Annotated in this window: 9 protein-coding genes; 7 read left to right on the top strand and 2 right to left on the bottom strand. The window is 73.5% G+C overall.

What is annotated here, in order from left to right; all coding sequences use genetic code 11:
- The first annotated feature begins 69 nt into the window (after positions 1 to 69).
- Entirely contained in the window at positions 70 to 4,005 is a 3,936-nt protein-coding gene (gene hrpA / locus IDM46_RS10425; protein WP_223878072.1) for an ATP-dependent RNA helicase HrpA, read from the top strand.
- On the opposite strand, the gene IDM46_RS10420 is transcribed toward hrpA, so the two are convergent.
- Positions 3,998 to 4,480, bottom strand: a complete 483-nt coding sequence (locus IDM46_RS10420) for a hypothetical protein (RefSeq protein ID WP_185115642.1) — start codon at positions 4,478 to 4,480, stop codon at positions 3,998 to 4,000. The genes hrpA and IDM46_RS10420 overlap by 8 nt on opposite strands.
- 64 nt (positions 4,481 to 4,544) lie before the next feature.
- On the opposite strand from IDM46_RS10420, the gene IDM46_RS10415 reads away from it, so the two are divergent.
- Together IDM46_RS10415 and IDM46_RS10410 are read left to right on the top strand one after the other, a co-directional pair.
- Complete coding sequence (locus IDM46_RS10415; RefSeq protein ID WP_185115641.1) at positions 4,545 to 6,734, top strand: bifunctional (p)ppGpp synthetase/guanosine-3',5'-bis(diphosphate) 3'-pyrophosphohydrolase; 2,190 nt, start codon at positions 4,545 to 4,547, stop codon at positions 6,732 to 6,734.
- 76 nt (positions 6,735 to 6,810) lie between these two features.
- Positions 6,811 to 8,382, top strand: a complete 1,572-nt coding sequence (locus IDM46_RS10410; protein ID WP_185115640.1) for a hypothetical protein — start codon at positions 6,811 to 6,813, stop codon at positions 8,380 to 8,382.
- Positions 8,383 to 8,388: 6 nt separating this feature from the next.
- Here the strand turns inward: IDM46_RS10410 and IDM46_RS10405 are convergent, their stop codons facing one another.
- Positions 8,389 to 10,482, bottom strand: coding sequence for a glycosyltransferase (locus IDM46_RS10405; RefSeq protein ID WP_185115639.1), 2,094 nt, complete (start codon positions 10,480 to 10,482; stop codon positions 8,389 to 8,391).
- A gap of 146 nt (positions 10,483 to 10,628) precedes the next feature.
- On the opposite strand from IDM46_RS10405, the gene mrcB reads away from it, so the two are divergent.
- The 4 genes from mrcB (at position 10,629) to tsaB (ending at position 16,460) form a co-directional block, all read left to right on the top strand.
- Positions 10,629 to 13,061 carry a penicillin-binding protein 1B gene (gene mrcB, locus IDM46_RS10400; RefSeq protein WP_185115638.1) on the top strand — a complete coding sequence of 811 codons (2,433 nt, stop codon included), beginning with the start codon at positions 10,629 to 10,631 and terminating at the stop codon, positions 13,059 to 13,061.
- 2 nt (positions 13,062 to 13,063) lie between these two features.
- Positions 13,064 to 13,606 (top strand): hypothetical protein, encoded by a 543-nt coding sequence (locus tag IDM46_RS10395; RefSeq protein WP_185116078.1) that lies wholly within the window; start codon positions 13,064 to 13,066, stop codon positions 13,604 to 13,606.
- 94 nt (positions 13,607 to 13,700) lie between these two features.
- A complete protein-coding gene (locus IDM46_RS10390) occupies positions 13,701 to 15,683 on the top strand; it encodes an ATP-dependent DNA helicase (protein WP_185115637.1) in 1,983 nt (660 codons plus the stop codon).
- Between the two features lie 54 nt (positions 15,684 to 15,737).
- Entirely contained in the window at positions 15,738 to 16,460 is a 723-nt protein-coding gene (tsaB, locus tag IDM46_RS10385) for a tRNA (adenosine(37)-N6)-threonylcarbamoyltransferase complex dimerization subunit type 1 TsaB (RefSeq protein ID WP_185115636.1), read from the top strand.
- Positions 16,461 to 16,476 lie beyond the last annotated feature (16 nt).

Below are 16,476 nucleotides of genomic sequence, written 5' to 3'. Positions count from 1 at the left end.
GCCCGGGCCGCGAATCGGAACTGCATGAAACAGAAGGAGTCTAGCCACGCGGTTGCAAGCACCGTGTCAATGCGCGCGGCGCGCGCCGCGGTGGATGGCGCATTGACCCGTGACCGTGGCCGCCTGCTCGGCCTGCTGTCGCGCTGGCGCGCGGCGCCGGCGGATGCCGCGCGCGAGGCGGCGTTTGCCGAAGCCCTGGCGCGCTCGCTGGCGTCGCGCGAGGCGCGCGCCAAGGCCCTGCCGCAGGCCGAGGTCGATCCGGGCCTGCCGATCGCGGCCGAAGGCGACAACATCGTGGCGCTGCTGCGCAGGCACCAGGTGGTGGTGGTGGCCGGCGAGACCGGCTCCGGCAAGACCACCCAGCTGCCCAAGCTGTGCCTGGCCGCGGGGCGCGGCGCGGCCGGGATGATCGGCTGCACCCAGCCGCGGCGGATCGCCGCGCGCGCCGTGGCGCGGCGCGTGGCCGAGGAGCTGCAGGTGCCGTTGGGCGGCGCGGTCGGCTACCAGGTGCGCTTCACCGAGAACGTCGGCGAGCAGACCGCGATCAAGTTCATGACCGACGGCATCCTGCTGGCCGAGATCCAGTCGGACCGCTGGCTGTCGCGCTACGACACGCTGATCATCGACGAGGCGCACGAGCGCAGCCTCAACATCGACTTCCTGCTCGGCTACCTGAAGCAGCTGCTCGCCAAACGCCCCGACCTGAAACTGGTGGTGACCTCGGCCACCATCGACACCGCGCGCTTCTCCGCGCACTTCAACGATGCGCCGGTGGTCAACGTGGAAGGCCGCGGCTATCCGGTCGAGGTGCGCTACCGGCCCGACGCGCCCACGGTGACCGACGGCATCGTGGCCGCCTGCGACGAGATCCTGCAGGGCGGCCGCGGCATGGGCGGCGACGTGCTGGTGTTCCTGCCCGGCGAGCGCGAGATCCGCGACGCCCATCGCGCGCTGGAAGGCCGCAAGTACCGCCACACCGAAGTGCTGCCGCTGTACGCGCGGCTGTCGGTGCGCGACCAGGACCGGGTGTTCAACCCCGGCCCGCAGCGGCGCATCGTGCTGGCGACCAACGTCGCCGAAACTTCGCTCACCGTGCCGCGCACGCACTACGTGGTCGATCCCGGGCTGGCGCGCGTCAAGCGCTACAGCCCGCGGCAGAAGCTCGACCGCCTGCACATCGAGCCGATCAGCCAGGCCAGCGCCAACCAGCGCGCGGGCCGCTGCGGCCGCATCGCGCCCGGCACCTGCTACCGGCTGTACGCCGAGGAGGATTTCGCGGCGCGGCCGGCATTCACCGACCCGGAGATCCGCCGCGCGGCGCTGGCCGGGGTGATCCTGCGCATGCTGTCGCTGGGCCTTGGCACCATCGAGGATTTTCCGTTCCTTGAGCCGCCCGATCCGCGCGCCATCGCCGACGGCTGGCAGCAGCTGACCGAGCTCGGCGCGGTGGATGCGCGCCGCGAGCTCACCGCCATCGGCAAGCTGATGGCGCGGCTGCCGGTCGACGTGAAGCTGGCGCGCATGCTGGTCGCCGCGCACGGCCACGGCTGCCTGCGCGAGATGCTGGCGATCACCAGCTTCCTCGGCATCCAGGACCCGCGCGAACGCCCGGCCGACCAGCGCGCGGCGGCCGACACCGCGCACGCGCTGTTCCGCGACCCGAAGTCCGAGTTCGTCGCCATCCTCAACCTCTGGCGTGCCTATCGCGACGCGCACGAGGAGATGACCCAGTCGCAGCTTCGCAAGTGGTGCGAGCGCCATTTCCTCGGTTTCCTGCGCATGCGCGAATGGCGCGAACTGCACCGCCAGCTCAAGCTGCAGTGCGAAGGCCTCGGCTGGGAGGAAGAATCCGACACCGGCGACGTCCCTGCGCCCGCGGAAAGGCCCACCGCACCTGCACCCGCCGCGAAGCAGCAGCCCGACCCCTTCGTACTGCTGCACCGCTCGCTGCTGGCCGGCCTGCCGACGCAGGTCGGGCATGCGCTGCAGGAACGCGACAAGCGCCGCGCGGTGACCTATGAAGGCCCGCGCGGGCGGCGCTTCCAGCTGTTCCCGGGCTCGGCGCTGGCGTCGAAGCCGCCGCCGTGGGTGTTGTCGGCCACGCTGCTGGATACCGAAAAGGTCTGGTCGCTCACCAACGCCGCGATCGAACCGGACTGGGTGGTGGCCGAACTCGACCACCTGCTCTCCAGGCGGCACTTCGACCCGCGCTGGTCGCGCCGCCAGGGGCGGGTGACCGGCAGCGAGCAGCTCGGCCTGTTCGGGCTGGTGCTGGTGGCCGCCAGGCCCATCCACTACGGCGGGCTGTACCCGGAGGAGTCGCGCGAACTGTTCCTGCGCGATGGCCTGGTGGCTGGCGAGATCAACCTGCGCGCCGATTTCGTCACCCGCAACCGCCGTGCGCTGGCCGCCGCCGAAGAAGAGGAAGCCAAGCAGCGCCGCTCCGGCCTGGTGGTCGATGACGACTGGATGCTGCGCTGGTACCGCGACCGCATTCCCGCGGAGATCACCAGCGCGCAGGCGCTCGACGCCTGGTACGCACGGCTGTCGCGCGAGGAGCGGCGCGCGCTGCAGTGGTCAAGCGAGGACCTGCTGGTCGGCGATGGCAGCGATGCCGACCGCTACCCGGCCTTCCTCGCGCTCGGCGATGCGCGCCTTGCCGTGCACTACCGCTTCGAGCCCGGCGCCGTGGACGACGGCATGACCGTGGTCGTGCCGCTGCACCTGCTCAACGCCCTCGACGCGCCCCGGCTGACCTGGCTGGCGCCGGGCTTCGTGCTCGAGAAGGCGACCGCGCTGCTGCGCGGCCTGCCGAAGGCGCTGCGCCGCAACTTCGTGCCGGCGCCGGATTTCGCGCGCGCCTTCGCGGAAGCACACGGCAGCGCCGATGCCGCCACCGACACCCTGCATGGCGCGCTCGCACGCTTCCTGAAGCGCATGACCGGCGTCGACATCGCACCGACCGATTTCGAAGACGCCGCGCTCGAGCCGCACCTGCGCGCCAACCTGCGCCTGCTCGATGCCGACGCCCGCAGCGTGCTGGCCGAATCGCGCGACCTCGATGCGCTGCGCGCGCGCTTCGGTGGACGCGCCGCCGACGCCTTCGCCGCGCAGGCCTCGCAAGGACTCGCGCGCGAGGCGCTGACCGGCTTCCCCGATACGCCGATCCCCGAATCCGTGCCCGGCGCCGGCGGCGTGCCTGCGTATCCCGCGCTGCACGACCAGGGCGACAGCGCGTCGCTCGAGGTCCACGCCGACCGCGCCGCGGCGCTGCGCCAGCATCCCGGGGGCGTGCGCCGCCTGTTGGCCATCGCGCTTGCCGAACGCATGCGCCAGGCGCGCCGGCAGCTGCCGGTGTCGCCGAAGACCGGGCTGCTGTACGCCGCCATCGAATCCGCCGCACCGCGTGCCAACGGCGGCCGTCCGGCCGAATACCTGCGCAACGACCTCGTCGACGGCGCGTTCGCCGCGCTCGCGGCCGACGGGCTCGAATCGATCCGCGACCCGGCGGTCTTCGCTGTGCGCAGCGAGGCCGTTGGCAGGGAGCTGTTCGGCGAAGCCATGCGCCGCCTGCAGCTGGCCGAGCAGATCCTGGGCCTGGTGGCCGATGTGCGCGCCGCGCTCGACAGCCGCCTGGTCGGCTGGGCGCGCGGCAATCTCGACGACATGCAGGCGCAGCTCGCGGCGCTGGTGCCGCCGGGGTTCCTGCGTGATGTGCCGGGCACGGCGCTGGCCGACTATCCGCGCTACCTGAAGGCGTTGGCCACGCGCGCGGCGCGCGCGCTCAACGATCCCACCCGCGACCAGCAGCGCATGCTTGAACTGAAGCCCTTCGCGGACGCGCTGGCGCAGGCGGTGCAGGCTGGGCGCGCGGCCGAACCGGGCTGGCAAGCGTTGCGCTGGGACCTGGAAGAGCTGCGCGTGCAGCTCTTCGCACAGGAACTCGGCACCCGCGGCGGTGTGTCGCCGAAGAAACTGGCGACCAGGCTGGCCGCGCTTACTTGATGCGCTCTACCTTGGCGCGGGTGTTGTACTTGCCGACCTGCATGTACCAGGCCGTGCCCAGCAGGCTCGGGCTGATGGTGACCTCGGCGTCGGTCAGGCGTGCACCAGCCAGGCGCGCGCCATCGACTTGCCGCCACACCTGGCCATTGTCGAGCGTGTAGTCGCGCCCCTGCTGGAAGCCGCGGAACTCGCCCGGGATGTGACCCTTGACCGGCTCGTCGGACCCGAACGATGCGAAGCCCCGGTGCTCCTTCTTCACCCGTTCCTCGGCGACGGCGGCGGCCTTGCCGGTCTCGTCGATGATGGTGCGATCGAGCCAGGCATCCAGCCGCGCCAGCTCGTCCGCGCTGAGCTTGTCGAGGCCGGCGGCCTTGAATTCATCGGCGCTCATCTGCGCCTGGATCGACTGTTGCGCGAGCGCCGGCGTTGCGACGAGGAGCAGGGCGGCGAGGAAGATGCTGCGTACCGACATCATGTCTGTTCCAGGGGGCGTGGTGCGGCTAGTGTAGACCGTCCCCCGCCGTGGATCGCCGCCCGCCATGGCCGAAGCCGTGGACATCGAAACCCTGCTGGCATGGCCGGCGCTTGGCACCCTCGCCGAGCCGTTGCGCGCGCTGCTGCGCGATGCCGCCGAGGCCGGACCCTGTGCCGGCGGCGAGCCGCCGCAGGTGCTGGCCGACACGCTGGACGCCCTGGCCCTGCTCGACGCCGATGGCGAGGTGCTGGTGGCCGCCGTCCTGCATGCCTGCCCGGCCTGGGCGGAACGCCATGCCCGCGCCGACACACCCGCCAGCCCTGCGATCTCGGCGTTGCTGGAAGGCCAGCACGCCGCCGGGCAGGTCTGGGCACTGCACGCCGAACAGGAGCGCGGGCGCAACCACGAAGGCCTGCGCCGGCTGCTGCTGGCGATCGTCCGCGACCTGCGCGTGGTGCCGATCCTGCTCGCCCGCCAGCTGGCGCGGATGCGCGCCGCGGCCATGCTGCCTGACGCCGAACGCCTGGCGCTGGCGCGGCTGACCCGCGACATCCATGCGCCGCTGGCGAACCGGCTCGGCATCTGGCAGCTGAAATGGGAGCTCGAGGACCTGGCGTTCCGGCACCTCGAGCCGGCCACCTACCGGCAGATCGCGACCCTGCTCGACGACAAGCGCGCCGGCCGCGAGCGCTACATCGAGGACGTCAAGGCGCGGCTGGGCGAAGCGCTGGCCGCGGCGGGCATCGCCGCCGACATCGCCGGCCGGCCGAAGCACATCTACAGCATCTGGAAGAAGATGCAGAAGAAGAACGCGCCGATCGGCGAGCTCTACGACCTGCGCGCGGTGCGCGTGCTGGTCGATGACGTGCAGGGCTGCTACGCGGCGCTCGGCGCGGTGCATGCGCTGTGGGCGCCGGTGCCGGGCGAGTTCGACGACTACATCGCGCGCCCCAAGCACAACGACTACCGCTCGCTGCATACCGCCGTGGTCGGCCCGGAAGGCAAGACGCTCGAGGTGCAGATCCGCACCCGCGAGATGCACGACCAGGCCGAGCTCGGCGTCGCCGCGCACTGGCGCTACAAGGAACATGCCTACCAGGGCCGCGCCGGCACGCAGCGCTCGGCCGCCGGCGAGGCGGCGGTGAACCGCAAGATCGAATGGATGCGCCGCCTGCTGGATGCGCCGGCGGAAGCCGGTGACGGCGCGCTCGCCGGCGCCTTCGACACGGAACTGGTCGAGGACCGGGTCTACGCGCTGACGCCGAAGGGCGAGGTGGTCGACCTGCCGCTGGGCGCCACGCCGCTCGACTTCGCCTACCGCGTGCACACCGAGGTCGGCCACCGCTGCCGCGGCGCCAAGGTGGACGGCCGCATCGTGACCCTCGACCACGTGCTGCACACCGGCGACCGCGTCGAGATCCTGACCGGCAAGGTGTCGGAGCCCCGCCGCGACTGGCTGCTGGCGTCCAACGGCTTCCTGGCCAGCGCGCGCTCGCGCGAGAAGGTGCGCAGCTGGTTCCACAAGCTCGACCGCGCGCGCAACCTGCAGGCCGGCCGCGAGCTGCTCGACCGCGAGCTGAAGCGCGTCGGCATGCAGCACGCCGACCCGACACCGGCATTGCGCCGCTTCAATGTCGACACGGTGGAGGACCTGCAGGTGCTGGTGGCACTGGGCGACGTGGGGCCACACCAGGTGGTGCGCGCGCTGGCCGACCATGAGCGCGAGCAGCGCGAGGCCGAGGCCACGGGCGAGGACCCGGAGGTGATCGCGCTGCGTGCGCCCAAGCGGCTGCGTCCCGGCGGCAAGCCGGCCTTCACCGTGGTCGGCGTGGACAACCTGCTGGTGCAGGTGGCGCGTTGCTGCCAGCCGCTGCCGGGAGAGGCGGTCGCCGGCTACCTGACGCGCGCGCGCGGGGTGAGCGTGCACCGCGGCGACTGCGCGTCGTTCCTGCGCCTGGCCGCGCGCGAGCCGCAGCGCGTGCTGCCGGTGGAGTGGGGCGCATCCGCCGGTGCCCACCAGGCGGAGCTGGTGCTGCAGGCAGTCGACCGCAAACACCTGTTGAAGGACGTCACCAACCTGATCGCGCAGGAGGATGCGCACGTGCTGGCCATCGACGGCGATGCCGGCGGCGCGCGCGGACGCGGACGCGTGCAGCTGCGGCTGTCGCTGCGCGTCGCGGACTTCGGCCAACTGTCGCGGCTGCTCGGCAAGCTCGAGGCGCTGCCGGGCGTCGAGCGCGCCTACCGCACCTGACCGCGGCGCGCGCAGGCGGCGGCTGGCCGTGCGCGTCACGCGCGCGCATTCACCCGGTGCCGCTTATGCTCCCGGCGTGATTTCCCCCCTGCCTCCCGACGTCCATCCTTCCAGCGCCGCCGCAGCGCCCGCACGTCCGGGCGGCGGCACGCGGCTGCGTGACCGCGTGGTCGACCGCCTCGGGCTGGCGCGCCACTGGCAGTGGTGGCTGATCGCATCGATGCTGCTGGTGGTCTTGCTGGCGGTGCTGCGTGAGCCGATCGGCGGCCTGCTGTGGCCCGAGACCCGCAGCGAGGCGCTGCGTGCCGAGGCCGAACGCGCCCTCGCCGAAGGCCGCCTCAGCGCTGCCGACGGCAGCGGGGCACGCGAGCTGTTCGAAGCCGCGCTGGCCATGGATCCCGACCGCCGCGAGGCCAGTCGCGGGCTGGCGCAGGTCGCGGCCGCGGCGCTGGTGCAGGCGCGCGTCGCGCTTGCCGAGGATCGCCTGGACGACGCCCGCGCCGGGCTGGCCCTGGCGCGTGCGCTCTCGGTGCCCAAGGCCGAGGCCGAGGCGCTGGAAGACGCGTTGCGGCGCCGCGAGGCCGGTCACGCCGGACTCGATGAACTGCTGGCGGCGGCGGAGGCCGCGCGCCAGCGCGGACACCTCGACGGCGACGCCAACGCCGCGCTGCCGTTGTACGCGCGCGCCCTGGCCATCGAACCCACGCACGCCGGCGCGCTGCGCGGCCGCGAAGACGCACTGGCGGAGCTGCTCGGCGGGGCGCGCGAGGCGCTGCGCCGCGGCGACCTCGGGGCGGCGGCGCAGCGCATCGAACTGGCGCGCCGGCACGACGGAGGCCACGTCGATCTGCCTGACACGCTGGCGCGCATGACCGAAGAAACCGACGCGGTGCGCCGCCGCGCGCATGCCGCCCTGGCGCGGGGCCAGCTCGAACGCGCGCTGGACGGCTACAACGCGCTGCTGGCGCTGGATGCGGCGGATGCCGCGGCGCAGGACGGCGTGCAGGCAGTGGCCAGTGCCTACGCCGGGCGGGCATCGCGCCTGGCGGCGGACTTCGACTTCGCGCGCGCCCAGGTCGCCCTGGCGCGCGCGCAGGAGATTGCACCCGATGCCGTGGGGGTTCTCGCGGCCGAAGCACGCATGACGCGCGCGCGCCGCAACAGCGCCCGGCTTGCGACGCCGCTGCCCGCCGCCGAACGCGACCGCCGCGTGCGCCAGCTGCTGGATGCGGCCGAGGCCGCGCGCGCGCGCGGCAACCTGCTGTCGCCGCCGGGCGAGAGCGCCTTCGACAGCATCGCGCGCGCCCGCGCGCTGGCGCCGCAGTCGCGCGCGGTGCGTGCCGCCAGCGCACGCCTGCTGCCGGACGCGCGTGACTGCTACGAGCGCGAACTGCGCGCCAACAGCCTGGGCCGGGCGCGCGCCTGCCTGGACGCGCGCGCGGCGCTGGGCGAGGACCCGGGCGAACTCGCCGCGGCCCGCACGCGGCTGGCGCAGCGCTGGCTGGCGGTCGGCAACGAGCGCCTGGGGGCAGGTGAGATCGAGCGCGCGCAGCGCGCGCTGGTGCTGGCGCGTGCCATCGATCCCGGCGTGCCCGGGCTCGACGATTTCAGGCAGCGCCTGCGCGCGGCGGGCGCTGCCGGGGACTGAGGCGGCTCAGGCCATGAACACGCGGTGCACCACCGCGCGTGCGGCGTTGGCGGAGAAATGCCGGGCCACGTTCTCCAGCCCGTGCGTCGCCAGCGCCTGCCAGAGCGTGGCATCGCCGCAGGCGCGCACCACCGCCGAAGCGAACGCCGCGGCGTCGTCGGCCACCAGCACGTCGTGGCCGTCGACCAGATGCATGCCTTCGACCGCGCACGACGTCGCGACCACCGGCTGGCCGTGCGCCATGCTCAGGTTGATCTTGCCCTTGACCCCGGCGCCGAAGCGCAGCGGCGCGACGGCGAGAAGGCCACCGTCCATGTGCGGCGCGATGTCGGGCACGTGGCCGTGCACCACCACGCCGGGCAGCGCGGCGAGCGCGGCGACCTCGGGGGTGACATCGCCGCCAATGACGTGGAACGCGATCTCGGGCAGCTGCCGGCGGACAAGCGGGAAGACCTCGGCGGCGAACCAGCGAACGGCATCGACGTTGGGCGGATGGCGGAAGCCACCGACGAACACCAGGTCGCGGCGCTCGGCGAACGGCCTGCCGGGGCCGGCCACGCTGTGCAGGTTGGACAGCACCTCGACCGTCGCGTCGGGCGCATCGCGCTGCAGCACCACGCGCTCGGCCTCGCTGACCACCAGGGTGATGTCGCATGCGGCGATGACGCCCAGTTCGCGCCCGCGCGTGCGCAACGCGGCGCTGGCGATCGCGGCGTCGCCTGTGACTTCCGCGGCGCGCTGCTCGCGCAGGTAGTGCAGGTCGATGCTGTCGAACACCAGCCGCGCCTGCGGCGCATGTTGGCGCAGCAGCGGGATGAACTCGCTGGCCACGTAATGGCGGCAGGCCACGACCACGTCGAAGCGCGGCCCGTGCTCGGCCAGCCACGCCGGCGCGCGCGCGGCGTGCGGCGCGCACCAGGCTTCCACGCCCAGCTGGCGCAGGGTGTCGGTGTAGTGGCCGTCGTAGCTGCGGTTGGCGGGCAGGAACACGACATGCGCGCCTTCCTCGCGCAGCAGGCGCATCAGGTTGACCAGCCGCAGCGAGCCGGAGTCGCGGTCGGGCTGCGGGGTGAGTGCGTCGATCACCAGCACCTGGCGCTGGCCGGCGTGCAGGGTGGCGGGCGTGGGTTCGTGCGGCGCGCGGTGGTGTGCGAGCGCCCCGGCGCGATGCGCCCGGAACACCTCGCGATTGCGCACCTGGTAGGCCTTTGGCCCGGCGCCGGTGTCGGTGCCGGATGTGGCGCCCTCGTCGTGCACCACCTTGGCCGCGGGCTGGTACAGCACGCGCCGGCCGGCCGAGCGCACCGCGAAGGCGAGGTCGGTGTCTTCGTAGTAGGCCGGCGCGTAGCGGGTGTCGAAGCCGCCGAGCTCGGCGAACAGCGCGCGCGGGATCGCGATCGCCGCGCCGCTGACATAGTCGGCATCGCGCAGGTAGGCGTAGCGTGGATGCGACGGATCCCCGAGCCGGCCGTAGTTCCAGGCATTGCCGTCGTTGAATACCACGCCGCCGGCCTCCTGCAGGCGGCCATCTGGATACAGCAGCTGCGCGCCGACCAGTCCGGCGTCGGGCTCGGCGTCGAAGGTCGCCAGCAGCGCGTCCAGCCAGCCCGGCTGCGGCACGGTGTCGTTGTTGAGGAACACCAGCACCGCGCCGCGGGCGAGGGCCGCGCCGTCATTGCAGGCGGCGATGAAACCGCCGTTGGCCGCGCGCCGGTGGTAGCGCAGGCCGGCCACCTGCGGCAGGGTTTCGGCGGTTTTGTCGGCCGAGCCGTCGTCGACCACGATCACCTCGAACGCCGCCGCCGGCGGATGCGTCGCCAGCGCGCGCAGGCAGGCCAGCGTATGCGCGAGCTCGCCATACACCGGGATCACCACGCTCGCCCGCGGCGCGGCGCTGGTCGGCAGCGTGAACGGCGCGAACGCGGTGCGCGGCGGCAGGTACAGCGCGGCGCGCAGGGCCGGGGAGCTGGGCCGCAGCTGCGCACGCACGCGCTCCCAGCTGGAGGCCATGCCGCGGGTGCGCAGGCTCAGCAGGCCGCGGTGCAGCAGGCCGGTGGCGCGGGCGAGGAGAAAGCGCGCGTCGGCGATCGAGAACGGCATCCAGCGACAACTCCGGCTGACTGGGGGGTGGCGGCGTGACCGGGGACGCGTTGGCGCTGGGCTAGACTCGGCACGCTTTTTTCCATTCTCGCATTCCCGCAACGCGCCGACCCGGCGCCACCTGGCCCCCGGGCCGTCGAGCCCACATGGCACGCATCGATTACGACGAAGACGACCACGACGACCACAGCCCGCGCCTCGACTGGCGCCGCCGGCTGCTGACCTGGACCCTGGCCGCGGCCGGCCTCGGCCTCGGCTTCCTCATCCCGTACACGCTGTACCTCAACCACCAGGTCGGAAAAAGCTTCGGGCAGTTGCAGTGGCAGATCCCGACGCGCGTCTACGCGCGTCCGCTGGCGCTGGCGCCGGGACTGGCGATGGATGCCGGCACGCTCAAGACCGAGCTGGCGGCTGCCGGTTATCGCGAAGGCGACGGCCGCAAGGCCGGCACCTGGGCGGCGGGCGAGGGCGGCCGGTTCACCATCGCCAGCCGCGGCTTCCAGGACGTCGGCGGTGCAGTGGCGCCGGGTCGCGTTGAAGTGCAGCTGGCCTCGGGGCGGGTCGCGAAGGTCCGCGACCTGGCGGCCGGGCGCGACGCCAGGTCCGCGCGCCTGGACCCGGCGCGCATCGCCACGCTGTATGGCAAGCAGCAGGAGGAGCGCCGGCTGGTGCGCGTGCAGGACGTGCCGCAGCAGCTCACCGATGCCCTGCAGGCGGTCGAGGACCGCGACTTCGCCAGCCACTTCGGCATCGACCTGGGCGGCATGCTGCGCGCGGCGTTCGTCAACCTGAAGGCCGGCGACACGAAACAGGGCGCCAGCACGCTGACCCAGCAGCTCGCGCGCAGCGGCCTGCTCGGCATCGGCCGCGAGCAGACCTGGAGCCGCAAGTTCAACGAGATCCTGTACGCGCTGCTGATCGAGGCGCGCTACGACAAGGGCGTGATCCTCGAGGCCTACCTCAACCAGGTGTACCTGGGCCAGCGCGGCGCGCAGGCGATCCGCGGCGTGGCCGCCGGCTCCGAACACTGGTTCGGCCGCCACCTCGACGATCTCTCCACCGAGCAGGTCGCGCTGCTGGTCGGCATCATCCGCGGGCCCTCGGACTACGATCCGCGCCGCCACCCCGAGCGCGCGCGCGCGCGCCGCGATTTCGTGCTCGGCAAGATGCTCGAGACCGGGCTGATCGAGCAGGCCGAACACGACCGCGCGGTGGCCGCGCCGCTGGGCGTGAGCGAGCGCCCGGGCAGCGCCGCCGCCAACCGCTTCCCGGCCTACGTGGACCTGGTGCGCCGCCACCTCGCCGCCGACTACTCGGCCGAGGAATTGCAGGGCGCCGGGCTTGCCGTGATGACGAGCATGTCGCCCTCGGCGCAGGCCTACGCCGAAGCGGCGGTGAAACGCACCATGAAGGCGCTCGACAACGCGCGCCGCCCGGCGCTGGAAACCGGCCTGGTGGTCACCGACGTGCACAACGGCGAAGTGGTCGCGGTGGTCGGCAGTCGCGACGTGTCCACGCCCGGCTTCAACCGCGCGGTCGAGGCGCAGCGGCCGGTCGGCTCGCTGCTGAAGCCGTTCGTGTACCTGCTGGCGCTCGCCCTGCCTGACCGCTGGTCGCTGGCGACCTGGGTGGACGATTCGCCGGTGACGGTTACCCTCGACACGGGCAAGCGCTGGAATCCCGGCAATTCCGACGGCAAGAGCCATGGCAGCGTGCGCCTGGTGGACGCGCTGGCGCGCTCCTACAACCAGGCGACGGTGCGCGTGGGCATGGCGGTGCGCCCCGAGCGCCTGGCCAACCTGATCAAGCAGCTGGCCGGCATCGAGGCGGCGGCCAATCCGGCGCTGATCCTCGGCTCGGTCGACCAGAGCCCGTATGCCATGGCGCAGCTCTACCAGTTCCTGGCGTCCGACGGCGAGATCCAGCCGCTGTACACCGTGCGCGGCGTGCTCGGCGAAGACGGCCGCGTGCTCAAGCGCTACGACAAGGCGCCGCCACAGCCGGACGACGGCGACCGCACCGCGGCGCGGCTGGTGACGCTGGCCCTGCAGCACGCGGTGTCGTCCGGCACCGGCCGCCAGCTGGTCAACGACGGCCTGGGCAAGCTCAACGCCGCCGGCAAGACCGGCACCAGCAATGACGGCCGCGACAGCTGGTTTGCCGGCTACACCGGCGACCACCTCGCGGTGGTGTGGGTGGGCAACGACAAGAACGGGCAGACCGGCCTGTACGGCGCCACCGGCGCCATGCGGATCTGGTCGGGCCTGTTCAAGGCGATGCCGAGCGCGGCGCTGAAGGTCGGCGACAAGGGACTCGACTGGCAGTGGGTGGTGGGCGGCACCAGCACCGATGCCAGCTGTCCGGCGGCGCGCCGCTTCGCGTTTGCCGAAGGCTTCGCGCCGCCATGGCAGCCCTGCGCGCCACCGGCCTACGTCGATGACCCAGGTGCCGTCGCCGGCGCGGGCGCCGAACCTGGCGGCGGCTGGCGCGAGTGGCTGGGCTTCGGCCGCGACCGCGACGCTGCAGCGGAGCCGACGGAACCGCCACCCCCTCCACCTCCTTCCGAACCGCAGCCGTGACCATGACATCCCGCACGTTCCGCGAAACCTCCCTGCGCATCGCCCTGCCGTGCGCGCTGCTTGTCGCGCTGGCGGCCTGCGCGTCGGCGCCGCCGGCGGCGCCGACGACCGCACTCACCTCCGCCACGCCGGTGCAGATGGTCGCGACCATCCGCGCTTCGGCCGGCGATGGCGAAGGCGAACTGTCGGTGCAACCACTGCGCGACAACGAGGTCGAGGACCTTCGCGACCAGGCGCATCGCCTCGAGGCGCAGGGCCACGTGGCCGACGCCGCCAAGGCGCTGGACCATGCGATCGAGATCGTGCCCGGTGATCCCGCGTTGCTGCAGGAGCGGGCCGAAGTCGCGCTGCTGCTGGGCGACCGCGCCGCGGCTGCAAGCCTCGCGGAGCGCGCGTTCGCGCTCGGCTCGCAGGTCGGGCCGCTGTGCCGGCGCCACTGGACCACGCTCGAGCAGGTGCGCCTGCTGGAGGGCGATGCCGCCGGTGCCGCGGCGGCCAGGGCTGCCGTCGACGCCTGCCGGATCGGCCCGCCGGCGCGCTACTGAGCAGGCGATCGCGGCGGGTGCGCAGTTCGCCGACGTCGCCGACGGTCAGCGGATGACGCCCGCGGCCGCGCTTTGCGGCGATCATGGCGCCCAGATGAGCCATATCGAACCCGATGTCGCCGCGCCGCAGGTCGAAGGCGAACTGGCGGCACGCAGCCGCGCCACCCTCGTCGAGGGTGGCCTGCTGGCCGACCGCCTGCCCGGATTCCGCCCACGCCCGGCGCAGCAGGACCTGGCCGCCGCCGTCGCCGGGGCGTTCGGCAGCCGCGACGTGCTGCTGGCCGAGGCCGGCACCGGCACCGGCAAGACCTTCGCCTACCTGGTGCCGGCCATCCTGTCGCGGCGCAAGACCATCATCTCCACCGGCACGCGCGCGCTGCAGGACCAGCTGTACCACCGCGACCTGCCGCGGGTGCGCGACGCGCTCGGCATCGGCCTGCGCACCGCGCTGCTGAAAGGGCGCGCCAATTACCTGTGCCGCCATCGCGTGGAGCGCGCGCGGGGCGAGGCGCGCTTCACCAGCGCGGCGCAGGTGTCGCAGTTCGAGCGCATCGTCGCCTGGGGCGGGCGCACGCGCATGGGCGACGTGGCGGAAATGGAGTCGCTGGCCGAGGACTCGCCGCTGCTGCCGATGGTCACGTCCACCGCCGACAACTGCCTGGGCAACGAATGCCCGTTCTGGAGCGAGTGCTTCGTCGTGCAGGCAAGGCAGCGCGCGCAGGACGCCGACATCGTGGTGGTCAACCACCACCTGCTGCTGGCCGACCTGGCACTGAAGCAGGAGGGCTTCGGCGAGATCCTGCCCGGCGCCGAGGCCTTCGTGGTCGACGAAGCGCACCAGCTGCCGGAGCTCGCCGCACAGTTCTTCGGCGAGGGCCTGTCGGCGCGCCCGCTGGTCGAACTGGCGCGCGATGCGGTCGCCGAATGCCGCGACGTCGACGGCGCGCTGGCGGTGCTGCAGGAGCCGGCGCGCGCACTGGAGCAGGCCACGCGCGGCCTGCGCGCGGAGATGGAGGTGGTGCCGGTGCGCGGCACCCAGGCGCAGGCGCTGCTGCACGCCAACGTGGCGGACGCGCTGGACGCGCTGTCGGCATCGCTGGGCGCGCTGGCCGGGGCGCTGGCGCCGCTGCGCGAGGCCGCGCCAGGCCTGGAGGCCTGCCACATGCGTGCGCTCGACCAGCAGGCGCGCCTCGCGCGCTGGTGCGTGCCGCGCGGCCTTGACGACGGCATGGCCGAGGCCGACGACGACATCCGCTGGTACGAGCTGTCGCCGCGCGGCTTCCGCCTGCAGCGCACGCCGCTGGACGTGTCCGGGCCGTTGCGTGCGCACCGCGAACGTTCGGGCGCGGCCTGGGTGTTCACCTCGGCCACGCTGGCGGTGGACGGCAGCTTCGACCACATCGCGACGCGGCTTGGCCTGGTCGAGCCGCGCACGCTGCTGGCGCCAAGCCCGTTCGACTGGGCCACCCAGGCGCTGGCCTACCTGCCGCCGTCGCTGCCCGAGCCGTCGTCGCGCGATTACAGCGCGGCGATCACCGCCGCGGTGCGGCCGGTGCTCGAGGCCTCGGGTGGCCGCGCGTTCCTGCTGTTCGCTTCGCACCGCGCGCTGCGCGAGACCGCCGAAGGCCTCCGCGACGGGCCGTGGCCGCTGTTCGTGCAGGGCGAGGCACCGCGGCACGTCCTGCTGCAGCGTTTCCGCGAGTCCGGCAACGGCGTGCTGCTGGGCGCGGCCAGCTTCCGCGAAGGGGTGGACGTGGCCGGCGGCGCGCTGAGCGTGGTGGTGATCGACAAGCTGCCGTTCGCCGCGCCCGACGATCCGGTGTTCGAGGCGCGGCTGGATGCCATCCGCCGCGCCGGCGGCAACCCGTTCCGCGACGAGCAGGTGCCGCAGGCGGTGATCGCGCTCAAGCAGGGCGTGGGGCGACTGATCCGCAGCGAGACCGACCGCGGCGTGCTGGTGCTGTGCGATCCGCGCCTGCTCGGCAAGGGCTACGGCAAGCGCTTCCTCGCTTCGCTGCCGCCATTTCCGCGCACCCGCGACATCGCCGACGTCGCCGCGTTCTTCGCCCGGGGCTGAGGCCGGCGCCGGCGCGGGTTACGCTGTCGCGCCCCGTCGCCCGGTCCACCCTCCATGCGCCTGCTCGCCCTCGAAACCTCCACCGAAGCCTGTTCGGTCGCGCTCTGGCTGGATGGCGAGGTGCGCGAGCGCTTCCAGGTCGCGCCGCGCCGCCACGCCGAGCTGGTGCTGCCGTGGGCGGATGCGTTGCTGGCCGAGGCCGGCATCGCCCGCGCCAGCCTGGACGGCATTGCCGTCAGCCGCGGGCCGGGTGCGTTCACCGGGGTGCGCCTGGGGATTTCGCTGGCGCAGGGCATCGCGCTGGCGCTGGACCTGCCGGCGCTGGCGGTGTCCACGCTGGCGGTGCTGGCGCAGGGCGCGCGCGTTCCCGAAGCAGGCCTGGCGGATACGCGTGTGCTCGCCGCGATCGACGCGCGCATGGGCGAGGTCTACCTGGGCGGATTCGCGCGCGTTGGCGACGGCTGGCGGGCGCTGGTGCCCGAGGCGGTCGTGGCACCGGATGCGGCCACGCTGCCGGGCGATGCCACGGACGGCGGCTGGATCGGCGTCGGCACCGGCTTCGCGGCACTCGACGGCGCGTTGCGCACGCGCCTGGGCGCACGCCTGGGCGTGGTCGACGACGCGGCCCTGCCACGCGCCGGCGACCTGGCCCGGATGGCCGCGGCGGCGTTCGCGCGCGGCGAAGCGGTCGCCCCCGACCTGCTGGAACCCGCCTACCTGCGCAACAACGTGGCGCTCACCGTGGCCGAGCAGGCCGCATCGCGCCAGCGCGATTGAGGCAGGGGTGCCACGG

Source organism: Luteimonas sp. MC1825, assembly GCF_014764385.1.
In the GTDB taxonomy this organism is placed as follows: Bacteria; Pseudomonadota; Gammaproteobacteria; order Xanthomonadales; family Xanthomonadaceae; genus Luteimonas.
This window is presented reverse-complemented; position numbering and strand designations above follow the sequence as displayed.